This is a genomic window from Paenibacillus sp. FSL H8-0317 (genome assembly GCF_045040685.1).
In the GTDB taxonomy this organism is placed as follows: domain Bacteria; phylum Bacillota; class Bacilli; order Paenibacillales; family Paenibacillaceae; genus Paenibacillus.
On the sequence record NZ_CP150294.1, the window covers coordinates 7,210,066 to 7,228,194 of the forward strand.

The 18,129-nt window shown below is 45.7% G+C and carries 17 protein-coding genes; 6 read left to right on the plus strand and 11 right to left on the minus strand.

The genetic code is table 11. The features are described from left to right. The first annotated feature begins 20 nt into the window (after positions 1-20). From MHB43_RS32065 to MHB43_RS32080, 4 genes are read left to right on the plus strand one after another with little or no spacing between them, the layout of a single operon-like run. Positions 21-1,103: an iron-siderophore ABC transporter substrate-binding protein gene (locus tag MHB43_RS32065; protein ID WP_339180799.1), complete on the plus strand. Its 1,083-nt coding sequence runs from the start codon at positions 21-23 to the stop codon at positions 1,101-1,103. Further along, positions 1,096-2,136 carry an iron ABC transporter permease gene (locus MHB43_RS32070; protein WP_339180801.1) on the plus strand — a complete coding sequence of 347 codons (1,041 nt, stop codon included), beginning with the start codon at positions 1,096-1,098 and terminating at the stop codon, positions 2,134-2,136. Before MHB43_RS32065 ends, MHB43_RS32070 begins: the two co-directional genes overlap by 8 nt. Continuing rightward, positions 2,133-3,164, plus strand: coding sequence for an iron chelate uptake ABC transporter family permease subunit (locus MHB43_RS32075; protein WP_339180804.1), 1,032 nt, complete (start codon positions 2,133-2,135; stop codon positions 3,162-3,164). The genes MHB43_RS32070 and MHB43_RS32075 overlap by 4 nt, the downstream gene beginning before the upstream one ends. Further along, positions 3,164-3,964: an ABC transporter ATP-binding protein gene (locus MHB43_RS32080; protein WP_339180807.1), complete on the plus strand. Its 801-nt coding sequence runs from the start codon at positions 3,164-3,166 to the stop codon at positions 3,962-3,964. The genes MHB43_RS32075 and MHB43_RS32080 overlap by 1 nt, the downstream gene beginning before the upstream one ends. Positions 3,965-4,027: 63 nt before the next feature. Here the strand turns inward: MHB43_RS32080 and MHB43_RS32085 are convergent, their stop codons facing one another. The 5 genes from MHB43_RS32085 to MHB43_RS32105 form a co-directional block, all read right to left on the minus strand. Continuing rightward, positions 4,028-5,242, minus strand: coding sequence for a HAMP domain-containing sensor histidine kinase (locus MHB43_RS32085; RefSeq protein ID WP_339180810.1), 1,215 nt, complete (start codon positions 5,240-5,242; stop codon positions 4,028-4,030). A gap of 249 nt (positions 5,243-5,491) precedes the next feature. After that, on the minus strand, positions 5,492-6,631 hold the full coding sequence (locus MHB43_RS32090) for a 5-methyltetrahydropteroyltriglutamate--homocysteine S-methyltransferase (RefSeq protein ID WP_339180813.1): 1,140 nt from the start codon (positions 6,629-6,631) through the stop codon (positions 5,492-5,494). Between the two features lie 192 nt (positions 6,632-6,823). Continuing rightward, the gene (locus MHB43_RS32095) at positions 6,824-8,677 is read right to left on the minus strand and encodes a hypothetical protein (protein WP_339180815.1); all 1,854 of its coding nucleotides are present in this window, start codon (positions 8,675-8,677) and stop codon (positions 6,824-6,826) included. Between the two features lie 11 nt (positions 8,678-8,688). Then, a complete protein-coding gene (locus tag MHB43_RS32100; protein WP_221820180.1) occupies positions 8,689-10,980 on the minus strand; it encodes a glycosyltransferase family 2 protein in 2,292 nt (763 codons plus the stop codon). Next, positions 10,980-12,074, minus strand: coding sequence for a bifunctional glycosyltransferase family 2/GtrA family protein (locus tag MHB43_RS32105; protein ID WP_339180817.1), 1,095 nt, complete (start codon positions 12,072-12,074; stop codon positions 10,980-10,982). Before MHB43_RS32105 ends, MHB43_RS32100 begins: the two co-directional genes overlap by 1 nt. Before the next feature lie 397 nt (positions 12,075-12,471). On the opposite strand from MHB43_RS32105, the gene MHB43_RS32110 reads away from it, so the two are divergent. Next, a complete protein-coding gene (locus tag MHB43_RS32110) occupies positions 12,472-13,194 on the plus strand; it encodes a YheC/YheD family protein (protein ID WP_339180819.1) in 723 nt (240 codons plus the stop codon). Positions 13,195-13,278: 84 nt separating this feature from the next. Here the strand turns inward: MHB43_RS32110 and MHB43_RS32115 are convergent, their stop codons facing one another. From MHB43_RS32115 to srtB, 6 genes are all read right to left on the minus strand, one after another. Then, positions 13,279-13,620 (minus strand): hypothetical protein, encoded by a 342-nt coding sequence (locus MHB43_RS32115; protein ID WP_339180821.1) that lies wholly within the window; start codon positions 13,618-13,620, stop codon positions 13,279-13,281. A 244-nt stretch (positions 13,621-13,864) separates the two neighbouring features. Beyond that, positions 13,865-14,425 carry a DUF4303 domain-containing protein gene (locus MHB43_RS32120; RefSeq protein ID WP_339180824.1) on the minus strand — a complete coding sequence of 187 codons (561 nt, stop codon included), beginning with the start codon at positions 14,423-14,425 and terminating at the stop codon, positions 13,865-13,867. Positions 14,426-14,453: 28 nt separating this feature from the next. Further along, positions 14,454-14,732, minus strand: coding sequence for a hypothetical protein (locus MHB43_RS32125; protein WP_339180826.1), 279 nt, complete (start codon positions 14,730-14,732; stop codon positions 14,454-14,456). Between the two features lie 11 nt (positions 14,733-14,743). Beyond that, a complete protein-coding gene (locus tag MHB43_RS32130) occupies positions 14,744-15,361 on the minus strand; it encodes a hypothetical protein (protein WP_339180828.1) in 618 nt (205 codons plus the stop codon). A gap of 336 nt (positions 15,362-15,697) precedes the next feature. Next, complete coding sequence (locus MHB43_RS32135) at positions 15,698-16,243, minus strand: 50S ribosomal protein L25 (RefSeq protein WP_339180830.1); 546 nt, start codon at positions 16,241-16,243, stop codon at positions 15,698-15,700. Between the two features lie 375 nt (positions 16,244-16,618). Continuing rightward, on the minus strand, positions 16,619-17,395 hold the full coding sequence (gene srtB / locus MHB43_RS32140; RefSeq protein WP_339180833.1) for a class B sortase: 777 nt from the start codon (positions 17,393-17,395) through the stop codon (positions 16,619-16,621). A gap of 206 nt (positions 17,396-17,601) precedes the next feature. On the opposite strand from srtB, the gene MHB43_RS32145 reads away from it, so the two are divergent. Then, positions 17,602-18,042, plus strand: coding sequence for a hypothetical protein (locus MHB43_RS32145; RefSeq protein WP_405132491.1), 441 nt, complete (start codon positions 17,602-17,604; stop codon positions 18,040-18,042). The last annotated feature ends 87 nt before the right edge of the window (positions 18,043-18,129 follow it).

The window sequence follows — 18,129 nt, forward strand, 5'->3', positions numbered from 1 at the left end:
GATTCAGGAAGGGGAAACACATGAATACAAAGAGAAAGTTTCCATTAATGGCGTTACTGGTTTCAATGGTCTTTATCCTGGCATTGGTAGGTTGTGGAAACCAAACAGCTGAGCCAGCAGCAACTCCTGCTGCAAGTGATTCGGCAACTCCAGCTACAGAAACACCAGCCGCTACAGATGAGAATACCGGATATCCAATTACAATCAAGCATGCACTGGGCGAAACGGTTATTGAGAAAAAGCCTGAGCGTGTAGCTACTGTACAATGGGCAAACCAAGATGTCGTTCTCGCGCTTGGAAAAGTTCCTGTAGGCTTCTCGGCAGCTAACTTTGGTGTTCAGGACGACAGCGGACTGCTGCCTTGGACAGCGAAGAAACTTGATGAACTCGGTGTAACCGACCCGAACGTTTTCCAAGATACGGACGGACTTGATTTTGAAGCCATTTCCGATTCCAATCCGGATGTTATTCTTGCAGCATACTCCGGTATCACTCAGGAAGACTACGATCTTCTTAGTGAAATTGCTCCGGTTGTAGCTTACCCAACGGCTCCATGGGCAACAACATGGCGTGAGCAGGTTACGTTCAATGCGAAGGGTATGGGTATGGAAGCAGAAGGTGAGCAACTGATCAAAGATACAGAGGCCATGGTCAACGAAAAATTAGCCGCGTATCCTCAGATCAAAGACAAAAAAGTGGTTTGGGTTAACTTCTCCGCTGAAGACATGTCCAAACTTCATATCTATACACCTGTCGATTCTCGTGTATCTTTCTTGGGTGAGCTGGGATTGGTTGTCCCCGAGAGCATCACAAGCCAAATTACTGACCCTAATAGCTACTCCCTGAGCTTAAGTGCAGAGAATGCTGAAGCCCTTAATGATGCAGATATCCTCGTTGGATACGGAGATGCCGAGTTATTGAAAGCTATTCAGGCTGATCCTTTGCTGGGTAAAATCCCTGCGGTTAAACGTGGTTCGGTAGCGTTCATTGAAGCAGATACACCTTTGGTTGCTGCTGGAACGCCAAACCCACTTTCCATCTCTTATACTATTGATGATTACCTGAAATTGATTAGTGGAGCTATCGACAAGATCAATGAATAGTACATCGCTTTCGAACGATAATCACATACGAGCACATGTCCCCAAGAACTTCATCTTGGTATTAGTCATTTGTTTCATTCTGCTCGCTGCAACTCTGATTGCCTCACTGGTCTTTGGCTCTAGACCCGTGAGGTTTCATGAGTTAATCGACGGATTATTTCACCCGGAAGTAGATTCATATGGGGCAAACATCGTGCGCAAACGGATCTCCCGAACAGTCTTCAGCTTGTTATGCGGGGTAGCACTCGGCGTATCAGGAGCACTGATGCAAGCCGTTACCCGGAACCCACTTGCCGACCCAAGCATATTGGGCGTCAATACAGGGGCATCCCTGTTTGTGGTTATCGGTATTGCCTTCCTGAACATCAGCAGCGCCAATCAATATATCTGGCTGGCACTGGCCGGGGCTGCAATAACGGCTGTGTTTGTATTCGGAATCGGCTCAATGGGGCGTGGCGGAGCTACGCCCATTAAGCTTGTTTTGGCCGGAGCGGCCATAAGTGCCGCGCTCTCCTCACTCGTCACCGCCATTATGATCCCTCGTTCGTATGTCATGGACCAGTTCAGGTTCTGGCAAGTGGGCAGCGTAGGATCGGCAACCTGGAGTGGAATCAGTACGTTCATCCCGTTTCTGCTCATCGGCGTACTCATTGCATTTCTTACGGCTCCGGCACTAAATGCGCTGGCGCTGGGTGATGATGTTGCAACAGGACTCGGTGTTCGCACAGGAACACTTCGATTCATTGCAGCCCTTGCAGGGGTTTTATTATGCGGAGCAGCTACTGCTCTTGCTGGACCGATTGGTTTCATCGGATTGTTATCCACCCACGTCATACGCCTTATACTGGGGCCCGATTTACGTTTTGTCATACCCATGTCAGCCATAGCTGGAGCGATCATTCTAACGATATCCGATGTTGGTGGCAGACTCATCAGCAACCCTGGAGAGCTTGAAGTCGGTGTCGTTACTGCCTTTATAGGTGCTCCAATATTAATCATCCTCGCGATGCGATCGAAAGTGCGTTCATTATGAGAGATCAATCGATTGAATTTATTATGGCGGGCAGACGTCATCGACGTCGCCGCTGGATACTTGTCACCAGTCTCCTTGCCATACTTGCATGTGCTCTTTGCTGCGCCATGCTTCTGCTCGGCAACACAATCTATCCGGTCAAAGATGTCATTAGCTCCCTTTCGGGAGAGAAGATCAAAGGTGTATCTTTTGCCGTAAATACCATACGTTTACCGAGAATGCTTACAGGTCTCTTTGCCGGATTTGCCTTCGGTATTGCAGGTTATACCTTCCAGACCATGTTGCGGAACCCGCTGGCGAATCCTAATGTTATCGGGATCACGTCAGGTTCAAGCGCTGCTGCTGTGTTTTGTATCGTCGTACTTCATGCAAGCGGAGCTATGGTTTCCTTGGCTTCAGTGATTGCAGGTCTGGCTACGGTATTATTCATATATGTACTTTCCAGAGGAAAAGTGTTCTCCATCGGACGGTTAATACTTATCGGGATTGGTATTCAAGCTATGCTTGATGCAGTAATCTCCTATCTCTTACTGGTTAGTTCTGAAAAGGATATTCCTGCTGCAATCCGATGGCTCACAGGCAGTCTGAACGGTTCTCAGATGAGTGCACTGCCGCCTCTCGTGATTACCGTACTGATCTGCACACCTATCATCATGATGTTGGGCAAACACCTCAGTATATTGGAACTCGGAGAACAATCGGCATTCTCCCTAGGTGTGGATACGGACAAAACCAGAATTGCACTCATTGTGAGTTCCGTCTGCATGGTTGCCATTGCTACCGCGACTACAGGTCCGATCGCCTTTGTCTCCTTCCTTGCGGGACCTATCGCGAAGAGGCTCGTAGGTGTTGGCTCCTCGAACATCATCCCGGCAGGTTTGGTTGGCGTTAATCTGGTTCTAGCCTCAGATCTTATCGGACAGTTTGCTTTTGAGTACAGATTCCCCGTAGGCGTCATTACCGGATTGCTCGGAGCACCGTATCTGATCTTCCTGTTAATCCGAATGAATCGTAAGGGGGAGTTATAATGAAACCGACACATGTATTTGAAGCGAAACAACTCGTTGCCGGATATGAAAATAAAACCATTATCCACGGTGTGGACATCGTAATACCGAGTAACCAAATAAGCGTCATTATTGGCTCTAATGGTTGCGGTAAGTCTACCCTTTTGAAAACAATGGCCAGACTCATTAAGCCTATATCTGGCAGCATTACACTGGATGGCAAAGCCATTAGCAAGATCCCGCCCAAGCAATTGGCTCGTGTGATCGGATTACTCCCGCAGTCTCCTATTGTTCCGGAAGGCATTTCGGTAGCCGATCTGGTGGGCCGTGGAAGGTTTCCACACCAATCCTTGTTCAGTGGCTGGACCAAGAAGGATTATGAGGCTGTCGCTGAAGCCATGACCATCATGAACATTACCGAGTTTGCCAATCACAATATTGATGAACTCTCGGGCGGCCAACGTCAGCGTGTGTGGATTGCGATGGCGCTAGCGCAACAGACGGATATCCTTTTTCTCGATGAGCCTACAACCTTCTTGGATATCACATATCAAATCGAGATTCTGGATCTGCTTACCGAGCTGAATCGCAAACACGGAACGACCATTGTAATGGTACTGCACGATATCAACTTAGCAGCACGGTATGCAGATCATATCTTTGCGCTTCACACCGGAAAACTTGTGGCTGAGGGTAAACCCGCAGAGGTCATAACTGCCCCACAGGTTAAAGACATTTTCGGATTAGAATGTACGGTCATAGAAGACCCCGTCTCGGGATCACCGATGGTGGTGCCCAAAGGGCGATATCATGCGAGATAGACGAATAGCGGCAGTTGAAACAACGATCCTTTTGTCCTAACTGTCGCTATCTTATTTTTATGCCTAATCCGTTCTAGCTACAAAGCGAATCGTCACCGAGGTCCCCTGACCTTTTGCGCTTTGATATTCGATCGTTCCCTCATACTTTTCCACGATATTATAGCAGATCATCAATCCAAGCCCCGTTCCATTTGTTTTCAATGAATAAAACGGAGTCCCCAGTGACTTCACCTCTTCCTCCGTCATGCCGCTTCCCTGATCCGAGATCCTTATCTCTACCCATTGCTTCACTCGCTTCGCTGTTACGTGGACGGTTGTACCCGCATTCGAAGCTTCTAATGCATTTTTGATAAGATTGATCAGCAACTGCTTGAATTCAATTGTATTAATAAGAATTATGCAATCCTCATCCACCTTCACATCCATATGTTTGCCCGATAACATCGCATAGGAGCTGAGCAGACCCGTCACACCTTCAAGGACCTCCCTTACATCGACCTTCTCTGGTCTCAGTTCTCTATTGGGTTTGGCAAGGGTCAGAAATTGAGAGGTCACCTGTTCGACAGTATTCAGTTCATCAATCATTAAGGCAAACTTATTCCTCACCGGCTGCTCAAAAGAGTGATCCTCTCGATATAGCTGCAAAAAACCTCGCACCACCGTCACTGGATTACGAATCTCATGAGCGACAGCAGCTGTTAGATGAGCGATCATCTTCAAACGCTCTGTTTGTTGTAGCTGCTCAAAATAAAGTTCCTGCTTTTTCATTCGAGAAACGCTCAGATGAAAAATAAGAAATAAAATGACCTGACTTCCCATAATATTGATAAAATTGCCTACCACATCTGTATGTATATATGCATACTCATTCCCTTGGTTATACAGAAGATTATAACCAAACGTAATGAGGAGCAATATTCCATTGAGAATTAACGAGAAATAAAATAATTTCAGATCATAGAACAGGATGGCGAGGGCTGGAAGTAGACTTATGAGAATGTAGGTTGTCCAAGACTGGGGATATAAAAGAGCAAGCGTATAGAAGTATGCAAATCCGATCAGAATGATGCTCAATCTGAAGGGAAACGTCTCAAACTTGGGATATATCAATAAACATACAGTGAGAACGGTTACGCATAAGCAATGGATCATATAACCCACGGTAATCCCATTCAATTCTGTCGTGGACAGGATTAATCCCGATAACATCAGAGCAATAATCGCTAGCATTGAAATATAATACGTTTTCCGATTCATCTGACTGTGCAATTCTTTCATGAATTCACCACTTTTGAATGGATTTCTACAGTATTTCTACAGTATCATTGTATCTTATTTGGTGACCTGCATACTATGGATTCTGATCAAATTATTGAAGCGGATGAGCACATTTAATATTAACATTCACTTCGAAAAAGATTACACTAAAAAGCCATACGGATGTTGTCCGTACAGCTATTTCGCAGTTGTTTTTGTTCATACACAACATGTGATTAGTGACGAATGAAGATAAGAAATTTTACTTCCTTACTTCCAAAGCTCTTCGGCAATTTCCTTAATGAAGGCAAGCTTGCGCCATTGCTGTTCCTCGGTCAGATGGTTGCCTTCTTCCGTGGAAGCGAAGCCGCATTGTGGACTCAGGCAGATTCGATCCAGATCAACATATTGTGTAGCTTCCTCAATCCGTTTCAGGATATCTTCCTTGTTCTCCAACTCTCCGAATTTGGAAGAGAAGAGGCCAAGTACAACCTGCTGATTGTCCTTCAGGAAACGAAGTGGTTTGAAGTCACCAGCCCGTTCCGTATCAAACTCCAGATAGAAACCAGAGTAGTTATCGATGCTCAGAAGTGTCTGCGCAATCGGCTCGTAACCGCCACCGACTCCTGCAAATGTCGAAACATAATTACCGCGGCAGACATGAGTGGTTACCACGAGGTCTTCCGGCAGGCCAGATACCATATCTTCGTTCAGTTTTGCGAGTTCGTTGGCGTACTCTTCCACATTAACGCCAATCTGCTCCATCACTGTGATGAACTGTTGGTCACAGAGTGCACCCCACGTGCAATCATCAATCTGGATGCTGCGGCAGCCGGCTTCATAAAAGGCCAAGATGGATGCTTTGTACGCCCCGGCAATGTCCGAGAGCAGCTCTTGGCGGTTCGGATAGATGGCCTGTGTGCTTTCCTTGTTATCTGCCCGGTCCAATTCGAATAGGAACTGTGCAGCTGCTGGGATGGACTGACGGGCAACAACGTCTTCCCCAGCCGCTTCTTTTAAGAAGGCATAATGCGCTACAAATGGATGACTGCTATAGCTGATTTTGCCGCTCAGACGAGCTGTTTCCGGTCTGGATGTCGCACCGTTGAATCGGTAGCCTTCCTCAATGATCGTCCGCTCTACACCATCCAGTCCCCAGAAGAAGTCCAGATGCCACCAAGAGCGGCGGAATTCGCCGTCCGTTACAGCCTGAAGGCCAACCTCTTTTTGCTTCTGTACAAGTTTCACAATCTCGGCGTTCTCCACTTCATTCAACTGTTCCGTGGTAATTTCGCCGTTCTGGTATTTTAATCGGGCATCCTTCAACGCACTCGGGCGCAGGAAACTGCCCACAATATCATATCGAAATGGAGTGACTGTTCGTTGTTTAGGTTCTGTTTGTAGGCTCATAGTTTAATCTCCCCGTTTATCATTATAGAATTAAATATAACATATCCGATCGGAATAGCTGTTCTACGAAAGAGTTATAGCCCGCTATAGGTATTAGCTATAGCGGGCTATATTTAAGGAGACTCTATATACAATCATGTATTCCATCTTACCTGACCGGATACCCGGAACAGGATCTCAACATCTATGATCTCACGTCAACGTAAGAACGATCTGATCCCCGGAACGGGTGATTTTGTAGATACCCTCCTGCATGTCGATGCCATAATGCTTTTTCAGCAACCACTTGGCATTGAGATCCGTCTCGACAACCACTAGATAATCATAGCCGCTCAGAAGGTTATCCATATTATCCTCATAGAACAACACAATCCCGTCCACATGAGGAGCATACAAGAAATACTTCCCTACATATTGCATGTAATAGTTCGTGACCTGTTGGTCCCTGTCTGAGGCGTAGAAGAGATATCTGTTATTATCCTCTTGTCCACCTGAGTACCACCGATCACCAGTAACCGCATGAATCTTGTAAGGGAGCGTTGTATCATAGCTCTGGGCGATAGACACGATACCATTATATTCGGACAAAAGGATGGTGGCCGCAACCGCCATACAGCCGATAATGCCTTTTTGATAATGGCCTTTCGTCTCAACCGTCTTAAAGGACTGATAATCTGGTACTTCACCGATCCGATAGTGGAATGATCGCTCCAGGTCGATCGCAGCGCACAACACCAGCCCACCGGCGAACAGTACCACGATACTGGACGCATAACGCTCAAATCCAGCCAGGACAATTGCTTCATCCAATGGCATGGAGAAGAGATACAACGCCAGAATACCCGCATAGTACAGTAACAGCACAACGTCCAAAGCAATTAATGCTTTCCACAAGTTCCACTTCTTCTTGAGCACAACGATGGCAAATACAGATGCTGCAATCGCGATAAGCTGGAAAATAACAATGCCGATCACTGGCCGTGTCGTCAGATCCGTACTGGCCTTCAGGAAAGTCCACAGAATCTCACGCATCTGCTCTGGCGTTTTGCCGGCTTGAATCCCCGAGGTAGCCACATCGAACTTGTTATCAATCCCTTGGAACACCGTCGCCATTCGCCAGCTCCAGCCAAAGTAGGGAATCAGCGCACCGCAGATCGTACCCACTACAGCGAGCGCTGTTTTCCAATCGAACTTTTGTTTATGTTTTAGCCATGTATACACTAGGAAAATCAGACCGATCGCGGCGAAAATAATACCCGTGCTTTTGATGATGGTCAGTAATCCCGCAAGCGGAAGAACAACAATACATGCCTTTTTGATCTCATTACGATATTGGTAGATCACCGCCAGGATTGCGAGCGCGTAGATCGGAAGCAAGAAATCCACGAGCAGGTTGGTGATCCGAATCGTAAGATTGAAAAACGAAAGTGTAGATAACCCGAGCCCGAGAAAAGCGTACAGAAGAAAGCGTTTCTTCTCCGAAACAATGCCAAACATGGCATAAAAACAGGAGAAGATAAGTAATCCCTGTGCCAAGAGCATTACGGACTGCGAGTGCCCCATGAAGCGACAGATATAATAAATAAACGACGAAGTCCCCAGCGGATAGTTTTTAAAATCAATCAGGTTGGAGTCTTGCGTCGGAAAGGCATCTGTACTCAACATCTGCTTCAATACGATAGCCCAGTGGGAGAAATTATCGTAATGTGTTAATTGGTTCTGAAAGAGCACCAGCAAGAAAACAAAAGTCCCTGCCAGGAATGAAAATTGGAATATAGAAAAGGACATCCTTAATGATGCCCCTCGGCGCAGCCTGAGAAACAACATTCCCCCATATAAAAGCAAACCTGCAATCAGGATGACAAGGCTGCCCGTAAAGAGCTGCCCTACCAAACCACTTAGAAAAACAAGGCAGGCAATCGCGGAAAACACAAATACAGGGATGAACTCCCAACGTAGTGAAAGTGTCTTCCGTACAAACTGCATATAACCAAGAAAGGAGAATATCAATAAAACTCCCATCACAAAATGAAGCACAATGAGCATCTCTATCTCTCCTAACCCTCTCTGGTGGAACGATCGGAATGTGGCTGAATCAAATCAGTCAGCAATTGGTCGATCAGGCCCTTCTCCACAATATCATCGATATTCTCCACCGAGAGAAGCACTTCGCGCTCACGGGCTGTCGTTTTTCCCGTATGTTGCAAAATGACTTCAATATTACTCTTCGTATAAAAAGTAACGACCGCTCCTGCCGCAATATCACCATGGAAACCCGTCGCGGAGAAGAAACGATAATTGAAGCTACGCAGCGTACAGCTAGCATCATTGGTGAAATGAACTGGAAGCTGAAGGGAAAGCCGCGGCATTTTTCGCTGATCCGATCTGGGTTGAACAATCCGTTTTTTCACATTGCGAAGCATATCGTCATAAGCCGTATCCCACAGATTCATCTGCTCTGGCAATGAGTGTTTACGGTCGTAGATGATTTGCATGTATTGTCGGTTATCATTCTCATCAATCGGCTGAACCGTTGCGGAGTAACGCCAGCCCTCTCCATCCTGTTTCACATAAACGATGACTGCATCGAGATTGGCCTCATACCGGTCGGTTTTGACAACCAGAGAGATGATCTTCTGCTCAGCCAAATAAATGGGATAAGGGACATAGAAGGCAATACCTTGCTCAGATACATCCACCGTTTTGGCCTGATATCGCAGATTGTTGGCTTGGTCGTGAATCGTGACATCTTCCTGCGCCCGAATCCGTTCTGTCTCCCGATACGCACGGCGGCCAACCATGAAGAACAGGGCGTAACATAGCGCAATCATGTTATGAATTAGCCAGAAAATAATGATACTACTGAAGAACAGCGCAATGCCGTACTTGCCATTCACATACCGAATCACGGCTGCAATGGAAAGCAACAGCAAGAAGATATGCGGAAGTGCATATAACAGAGCAGACATCCATTGTCGACCGCTTGCTCTGCTTTTGTTGGTGACCTTGAATTTTTTCTCACGAATACCCAGCGTCTCCAGGAGAACCGGCCAGATCAGATAAGGCATGAATATGGTATCGATAACCTGACTCCATCGCTGATTCCGAATATTACTGGACAGATATCGCATGGATACACTATAGAAGAAATAAGATGGAAGCCAGAATATTAGGATTTGCCAGAAGGTTGTGTTCACAATCTGGAAGTCGAATAACGCAAACAAAATAGGTGCCAAAATGAAAATCAACCGGTTAAAGAAGGACCACCAGTATAAGAAACTGCTTAAGTAGGTCACTCTCGTCCAGAAAGGAAGCTTGCCAGATAAGGGTGCACGCGTATTCTGCAGGCTCTGAATGATACCCCTTGCCCAGCGAATCCGTTGCTTAATCATACTCTTCACTGTTGTTGTCGTCTGCCCGGCAGCTTGAACCTCTTGAGTTGCGTAGGTAATATAACCTTCCTGCTGCAAGCGGATGCTTGTCTCAAAGTCCTCAGTGATTGTATTGAGTGGAAAACCTCCGATGTCTTCCATGCCCTGCCGGGAAATGATCGTATTACTTCCTGTATAGGCTACCGCATTGGAGGCATTCCGCAGGATGTTCACTTCTCTGGAGAAGAAATCCTGTTCATTCGGAATACCTTGCTCTGCATACAGGTTGAACTGGAATAGATCCGGATTGTAGAAACTTTGCGGGGTCTGTACCAGACCAAGCTTGAACTTAGGGTCCATCTCGTCCTCTCGGCGAGGACGCCATACCTCATTCTCCTTAATAAACGTGGAGAGCATGAAATAGGGTACCGTTTTCATCAAAAAGGTGTGCTGTGGAATCATATCCGCATCAAACGTTGCAATGAGCGGCGAAGAGCTTTTGCTCAGTGCATTGTTCAGATTACCAGACTTGGCATCCTTGTTTCCGGGGAACCCCAGATATCCCACACCAAACTGTTTGGCAAGCTCCTCCACCTCAGGTCTTGCTCCATCATCACAGAGATAGATATGAACCTTCTGTTTGTCCGGGTAATCCATGAACGTACAGGCATTAACGGTTTTATATAATAGATCAACAGGCTCATTATGCGTAGCAATAAATACATCCACATCCGGATAATACTCCGGCGGAACGATTGGAAAGTCGAGCTGTGTACGTTCTTTTTGCATCTTTTGAAAGAATAATTCAAAGGTTGTCAGTACGGTGACCGTCTCAGCCACAATCAGCAGCATACCAAAAATGACGTTCAGAACGCCTTCACCCCATGGCAACGTAAAGAACGTACGCCATACCAAATAAATCGACATCAGGATCATCGTGATGACAAAAAAGATATTCTGCCTTTTTTCGTTTTGCACTACAACTGTTTCCTCCTTGCTGCAAATACCCATCTTCGCTGCAATTGGAAACTGAGCAGGAACAGCAAGGCATCACAGACGAATTTCGCCAATTTCTCATCTACGAAGAGAACGGTATGGAATATATATACACCGGTACTGGAAAGCAAGATCACTACTCCGCATAACGTCAGATAGCGCCATAGACTGCCTTGGCTATCCTCCTTGCGGAATACAAAGTATCTATTCAGTACATAGTTGACTACAATGGAAATAATTCTCGCAATTACGGTTGCCAGCAGAATTCTTAAATAGTGCTGCTCACCCAACATGGGCCGCAATGCGTCGATCAAAAACCAGGCAATGCCCAAATCCACAACAGAACTGGCTACGGAAGAAGAGATAAAGCGGAAGAAATTCGAGAACAATACACCCATGACTCGGGCACTATCCTGGACTGCTTTAAAATGTGTTCCTGCATTGCCATTTTCATAAATGACTTGAATTGGCATGGTATGAATCGGAATGCCCGATTGGATGCACGAGATGAGCATCTGCAGCTCATATTCAAATCGAGTGCCGCGAACATCCTGCATAAACGCAAGTAACCCTGGACCGAAGGCACGAAGCCCAGTCTGGGTATCTGACAGCTTTTTACCATAGAGCATGGCAAAAATAAAGGAGGTCATCCGATTGCCTAACAGGGACTTTGGGGGTATATTCCCCTCGCTGAAGTTCCTTACCCCGAGCACCAATGAGTCCGGATGAATCCTTGCTTCTTGGGCTATTCGGTATACATCCTCCGCTGCGTGTTGTCCGTCTGAATCAGCGGTTACGACGAAGGAAGATGCGTCGAATTGCTTCCCAATATATTCAAATCCGGTCTTGAGTGCCGCACCCTTCCCCTGATTTTCCGTATGTGTCAGCAGAGCACAACCGTTCTCACGAAGCTCCTCGAAAATCGACTGGTAGGCCTCACCAGATCCGTCGTCCACAATAACAATATTCGTAAATCCATACTCTCGCAATTGCCTTACATAGGCTGGAAGCCTCTCATCCGGTTCAAGCGATGGAATGAGGATGATCGTTTCGCCGTTTTGTCTACCTCTAATCATCCTGATAAGCCTCAATTCGACATATTTTCACAGATTCTTTTTTGAATATTGTGAGTATAACACCGAAAAGGCATACAGTAAACGAATAACTTGTATATATATTGGTAAAAAAGTTGCACTCTTTTATAAGCTAGTTTATAGGCGAAAAATACTAGTAGAGGGTTAGTCTAGCACTACTCAAACAATTGCACATTTGGCTCTCGTTTCAGCACATGTACCAGCATGGCGTGAATGAACGCCTCCCCAGAATGCAGTCGTTTCTCGAAATAGTTCATCTTCTGTCTCCATCGACCGATTGGACATGCTTCGACTTACAAATCTAGACGAATGGCCACTTATGCGGATCACGAATTTGAATTAGAATGACCGTAGATGATTGAAAAAGGCTGTGATTCCAATGTTATTCGAAAGAGACAAATGGTTGCAGTATGGCATTCTGCGCGATGAGCCCTCTCTTGCAGAACGGTTGCCAGAAACACAGTTGCTTGAGAAGGATACGCTAACGAAGATGCTTCTTCAATATCCCAGCGTTGTACTGAAGCCTCGCAATGGCAGTTACGGAAGGGGTATCCTGTTCATTAAACGAAGCGGTGCAAATGCTTATCGTATTCAAAATGAAAATAACACAGTCACCATGAGAGACAACGAGCAGTTACTCGAATGGCTCGAACAAACAAACAAAAGTGATGAATATATCGTCCAAAAGCGTCTGCAGCTTGCTCAAATTAAACACAGGCCGTTCGACATTCGGATTATGGTTCAGCGCAAAAAGGGTTCCTCGTCCACTTGGAACGTGACAGGTTCCTATGCTAAAGTCGCAGCACAAGGATACCAAGTCACCAATGTGAATAACCGCCCCATTCCCGTTATTAAAGCACTGAGAATAGCTCGAATTGGAGATCGGCGCTTACTTGTCAAAGCGGAACAAGTTGCACGATTAGCTGCCAAACGATTGGGAGAGCATTACCCCATGCTTAGACAAGTTGGGTTCGATATAGCCATCGACAAGAAACGGCGAATTTGGATTATCGAAGGCAATTATCAACCGGATTTGCGCCCTTTCCGACTTATGAAAGACTCCTCGATGCACCGCAGAATATTATGGTACAAGAAACACTAAAACGAAAAAAGACGACCTGCCTGCTAGCCCGGGCAAGTCGTCTCTTCATGTTTCGTACCTAATCTCGATATTAATCCTCTTCGGTTATTTCCGGCATTTTCTAATCGCACTTGTAACACGTGTCACTCGGAACTGATTTACCCCTACCTGTATAATGGCGAACTGGCTGTACGAAGTACCAGAAGAGGTATACGGTTCAGCCTCAATATTTCCACTCGGTATTCTAACCGTCGCGGTGATTCTAGTTACCAGGCACACACCACGGTCGGATGATCTCCAAGTCTCGTCACGCTGAACACTATATCTATCGTTGCTACAAAAGATGGATGCATACTCCACTACTCCACTCGCATTAAACGAAGTCGAGTTATAGATCTGAACAGGGTCATAACCACCTCTAGGTGCTCCAGGTCTTCTATTTCCCATTCTCAAAACCTCCTTTTTTATTGATAGTCTATTAAATGCAATTAAATAGTTTTGGTGAGGTATAAATGTGGACAAGGTAGAAAAAGTGTGTTTGTACACTGTTGACAAACACGAAAAAAACCACCCTTTAATGTACAAAGGTGGTTTGCGAATTATAGACCTACTGTTAGTATCATTTTAATGAGCTAATTAAGTCGAAACGGTACATCATAGACGGTCAAAACTCTCCAAATTGCAGATGCTTCTATTCTGCCGCCTCCGCCAACCATGCTTGCATAGCCGGAGATTCTGCCCGATTCAAACGTAAGGCGATTTCAGTATTGATCTCATCCGGCGGCATGACTTCAACAAGGACACATACGGACTCTCGCGATTGATTTAAGGCAAACACGCCTTCATCATCGAGCATTTTCATCGCCAGCTCCATGGCGTTCAGCCTCACATCCAACTCGCGATTCCAATCATCATTCTCCAGTTCCGCAATGAAAGGACGCTCGTTATATCGTTGTTTGACACCGTCAAAGTGATCATCCCCAAAACAACAATAGGGCGAATCCGCATACGACCATTTGATGAGATCCGCAATCGTGGATACCGGCGTATCACTTTCCTCTGCTTGCCTAGCCGATTCCAACGCCAAAGCTTCCCACGACCAGGCAGAGATGCTTGGCACATGTCCTTCGCCAGTAGTGTATAACGTACAATAATAGTAACGTTCACCATTTTCAAAAAGGGTGCAAAAAGACTTTCTGGCGGCAGCAGCGATCTCTATGGCCAGTGTCTCTATTTCTTGCATTGGCTTCATGAATAGAGTTCCCCTTTCCATTCGTTGATCATTTGCCCCTTCGATATGAATTGGCTATTTGGACTAGATACCAGACACCCGCACCCACAAGGGCAGCAGACACCAGATTGATGCAGCCAAACACGATGAGTGACTTTGCTTGGCCTGGACCAATCCGGAAAGCCGTAACAAGCTGGAAGACAGCCGGTAGCAAAAATGCCAGCCATGAGATGGTTATAAGCTTTTCTTTTCTGAAACTCCACCATACTGCGGAACATGAGGCAACTAGCAGTACCCAGGTACAGATAATATTTAGGGCGAACGTCATTTCAGCCCCTCCTATTTGCCATGAATCACAAGTCTATATTTACTGAAGATCCACGATTGGCTCAATTCATGCATTGCATCATGGCTTATACGCACAGAGGGCTTTTGCTCCTTCATCGCATCTGCATCAAGGGCTGAGAAGCGAAGGGGTTTGGTCATTTTCTTGATAGAGTCTCTTATTTCATCGAAAAATGCATAGGTCAGCGGCTTATGGTCCCGGATATCCTCATAAATATAGTACTTTCCTTTTTCATCTTCCACATTAACTTGAAAACCTTTCGGAAATGAAAGCAAGATACACGGCAGTTCATCCTCTGCCCATTGTCCGTGATATGGAAAAGAAACCCCTTCATTTCTTACAAAAAATCCTGAACTTTCTTGATCTGATGCAATAGAAATAGAGTAAACAAAGAAGGGATGGATGTCATCTCTCTTTTCTCCTGCCACAAAATACTGATAGAACGTCTGATACTCCTCGTACACCTGATTATAATCATGCTCTGTTCGGGCAGCATTGGTACGATAGAATTGCGCTTGCCGATGCTCCAAAAGCTGCAAAAGGCTTTTAAACTCTTCAGGAGTGATGAAGAATCTCAGTTTATAGAATCCGCTATTCTTTAATTTGTCCATTTCTTTTCGCTCACCGCCCTGTTTAGAAATGTTATGCCAATGACCTTAGCGGTTCAGGTTCAACTATATATGTATCTTATTTCCATTATAGTGATTACCTTTCCTGAGTCTACCTACTTTACACCTGAATTTTGCGAATGAACTTTGAAAAGGTAGCGAAATATAAGGATCATTGCGCTTGTACGCGAGCAAAAGACATACGTGAGGTGAATTCCAGACTCCCCGCCTTGTGAGGATGGGAGCACGCGAACATCTCATAATCAGCACAAAATAGCCGTACGGATGAACACCCATACGGCTATTTTTGACTTATTCAGCTTTGCGAATTCGAAATTGTTAAGGTTTAACTACAGAGAGAAGAGACTCATTCCCCTCAGAGATCACCGTCACATCTGGTGCAAACGTAGCATCACTTACATGTAGCGTTTCTCCAAGTTCCATAGCACTAATGTCAAATTCAATCGACGTTGGCAAGTGTCTCGGCAATGCCTCCACTTCAATAGAAGATAATTGAACTTGCACGACTCCGCCCTGTTTTGTGCCAATCGGTGTGCCGTTGAACTTGACAGGAATTTTTGTCCGCATGATCTCATGGGTCTGCACCTGCTGAAAATCCACATGAAGTAAATCCCGTGTAACTGGATCACGCTGGAGATCTTCCAACAATACCGTCAATGAGCCTTTCTCTTCAAACTGCAGTTCGATAAAACCAGACGTACCCTGCTTCAACCATTTTTGAAATTGTATTGTTGGAATATGAATCATTTCATTCTCCGTATTTTTGCCAAAAACAATACCTGGCAAACGCCCGGATTTACGTAAATCCCTAAGTCGGGATGTATTTAATGGAATGCGGGTCTCCGCTTGAAAACTAGTAGTCATGCTATGTTCGCTCCTCTTTATTAAATGATATTTTCACATTTTTCATACTCATCCAACCATCCCCTGTTGGGGCTGAAGAGAGAAACATAGCATCACCACCTCCATATACGATCCAATTGATTTTAAAATACATTTAATGTAAGCACCCATAATATACATGAAGGCACTCTACTCCGAAGAGTAGAATGCCTATGGGATGCTTCAACCCTATCATAGAAACATAGATTTGTCGATTTAACACGCCATTTCCCATTTTGACGACTGGAACAGGCCTTCATGTCCATGAGCACCTTATTTCGAGAAAAAGAAAAATCGCGTCCTCTAAGGAGAGAACGCGAAATAAAGCAGATTGATTTTGTGTTTCAGCATCGCCAATTAACGCTTTCGGGCCACCACCGCTAGCCTACCGTTTTCGGTCGAATACTCGCATGTGGACAGTACAATAAGCTTGTCACCATACTGTGCTGTTACGCCTGTGTCATAAAGAGAGAGTTGTTGGATATTCTGAACATATGAATCGAACTCGGCGGGCGCACTTACATTCTCAATCTGGTAGTATTTAAACACGTCGTCCGATTTGCGATAAACTTTTGACAGAATAACGGCAACAATCTCATACTCTTCCTTTTCGTAAAGCGTGCTGAACTGGAACGTTGCATGTTCTTGATAGAAGCTTTTGTTCTTGTACTTCATTAAATCTTTAAACATCCAACCACTTTTCATGTGATGACCATGAATCAGCAAAATGTCCGAATTGTTGGTCGTACTAGACTCGTCCAAAAAAGGAAGCCCGCCTTGGTTTTCATTTTTATCAAAATCATGATTGAGATAGTACTCCGAATCCTGTGGGCTCTGCATGACCGGGTACTCAATTCGGGTACCGTCAATCTTCAGCCAGCCGACGATGTCTGAGTTCCTCTCGTAAAGATCTCGAAATTCGGGAAGCATAACCGGCTCATTGCCTTTATTGAACAAAAGGGAGGGGAATGCATCCCCTCCCCCTTGTTCTGATCCTTCTTTCCAAACCTTTGTTAACTCTTCGATTTTCTGCTTCTCGGCATAATCTCGCAAGAAAGTCCTCGTAAGACTGACAAGTGAAAATACCAACACAAGCAAGGAAACAGCGATAAGAATTTTTTTAGTTTTGCTCATTTTCTTACCGCCCTCCCTTCCATTACTGGATGTGCTTTTTCTTCTTGTACCCAAGCAGACAGAATCCGATCGTCATTAAGGACATCAGCGCCAAAATCATATACAAGAATGGCGATACGCTGTTATCTCCAGTTTTCGGAGCATCGTCCAACTCGTTGCTATCGTTCTTAAGCTGATCGTTACCATTGCTTGGTTCAGGCGTTACGATGCCTGGTTCAGGCGTTACAGTGCTCGGATCTGGCGTTACGGTGCCTGGCTCAGGCGTTACGGTGCCTGGTTCAGGCGTTACAGTGCCTGGTTCAGGCGTTACCGTGCCCGGTTCAGGCGTTACCGTGCCTGGTTCAGGCATTACCGTGCCCGGTTCAGGCGTTACCGTGCCTGGTTCAGGCGTTACAGTGCCCGGATCTGGCGTTACGGTGCCTGGATCTGGCGTTACCGTCCCTGGACCTGGCGTTACCGTGCCTGGACCTGGCGTTACGGTACCTGGACCAGGTGTTACGGTGCCGCCTCCGTTGTTACCATTGCCGCCGGTGCCGCCTCCAGAACTAATCGGCTTCATTGGCACATCGTACCTGACAATGTCAAAATCGACTGAAATGGTACCACTTGTGTGCGTTTCGTATCCGTCTTTCGTTACGATCAGATAGTAATCCGCTTCAGGAAACACCATGTACGCATAGAAGCCATCTGCATCACTACTCTGCTCCGGGCTCTCGTTGTCGTGCGGTGGGAAA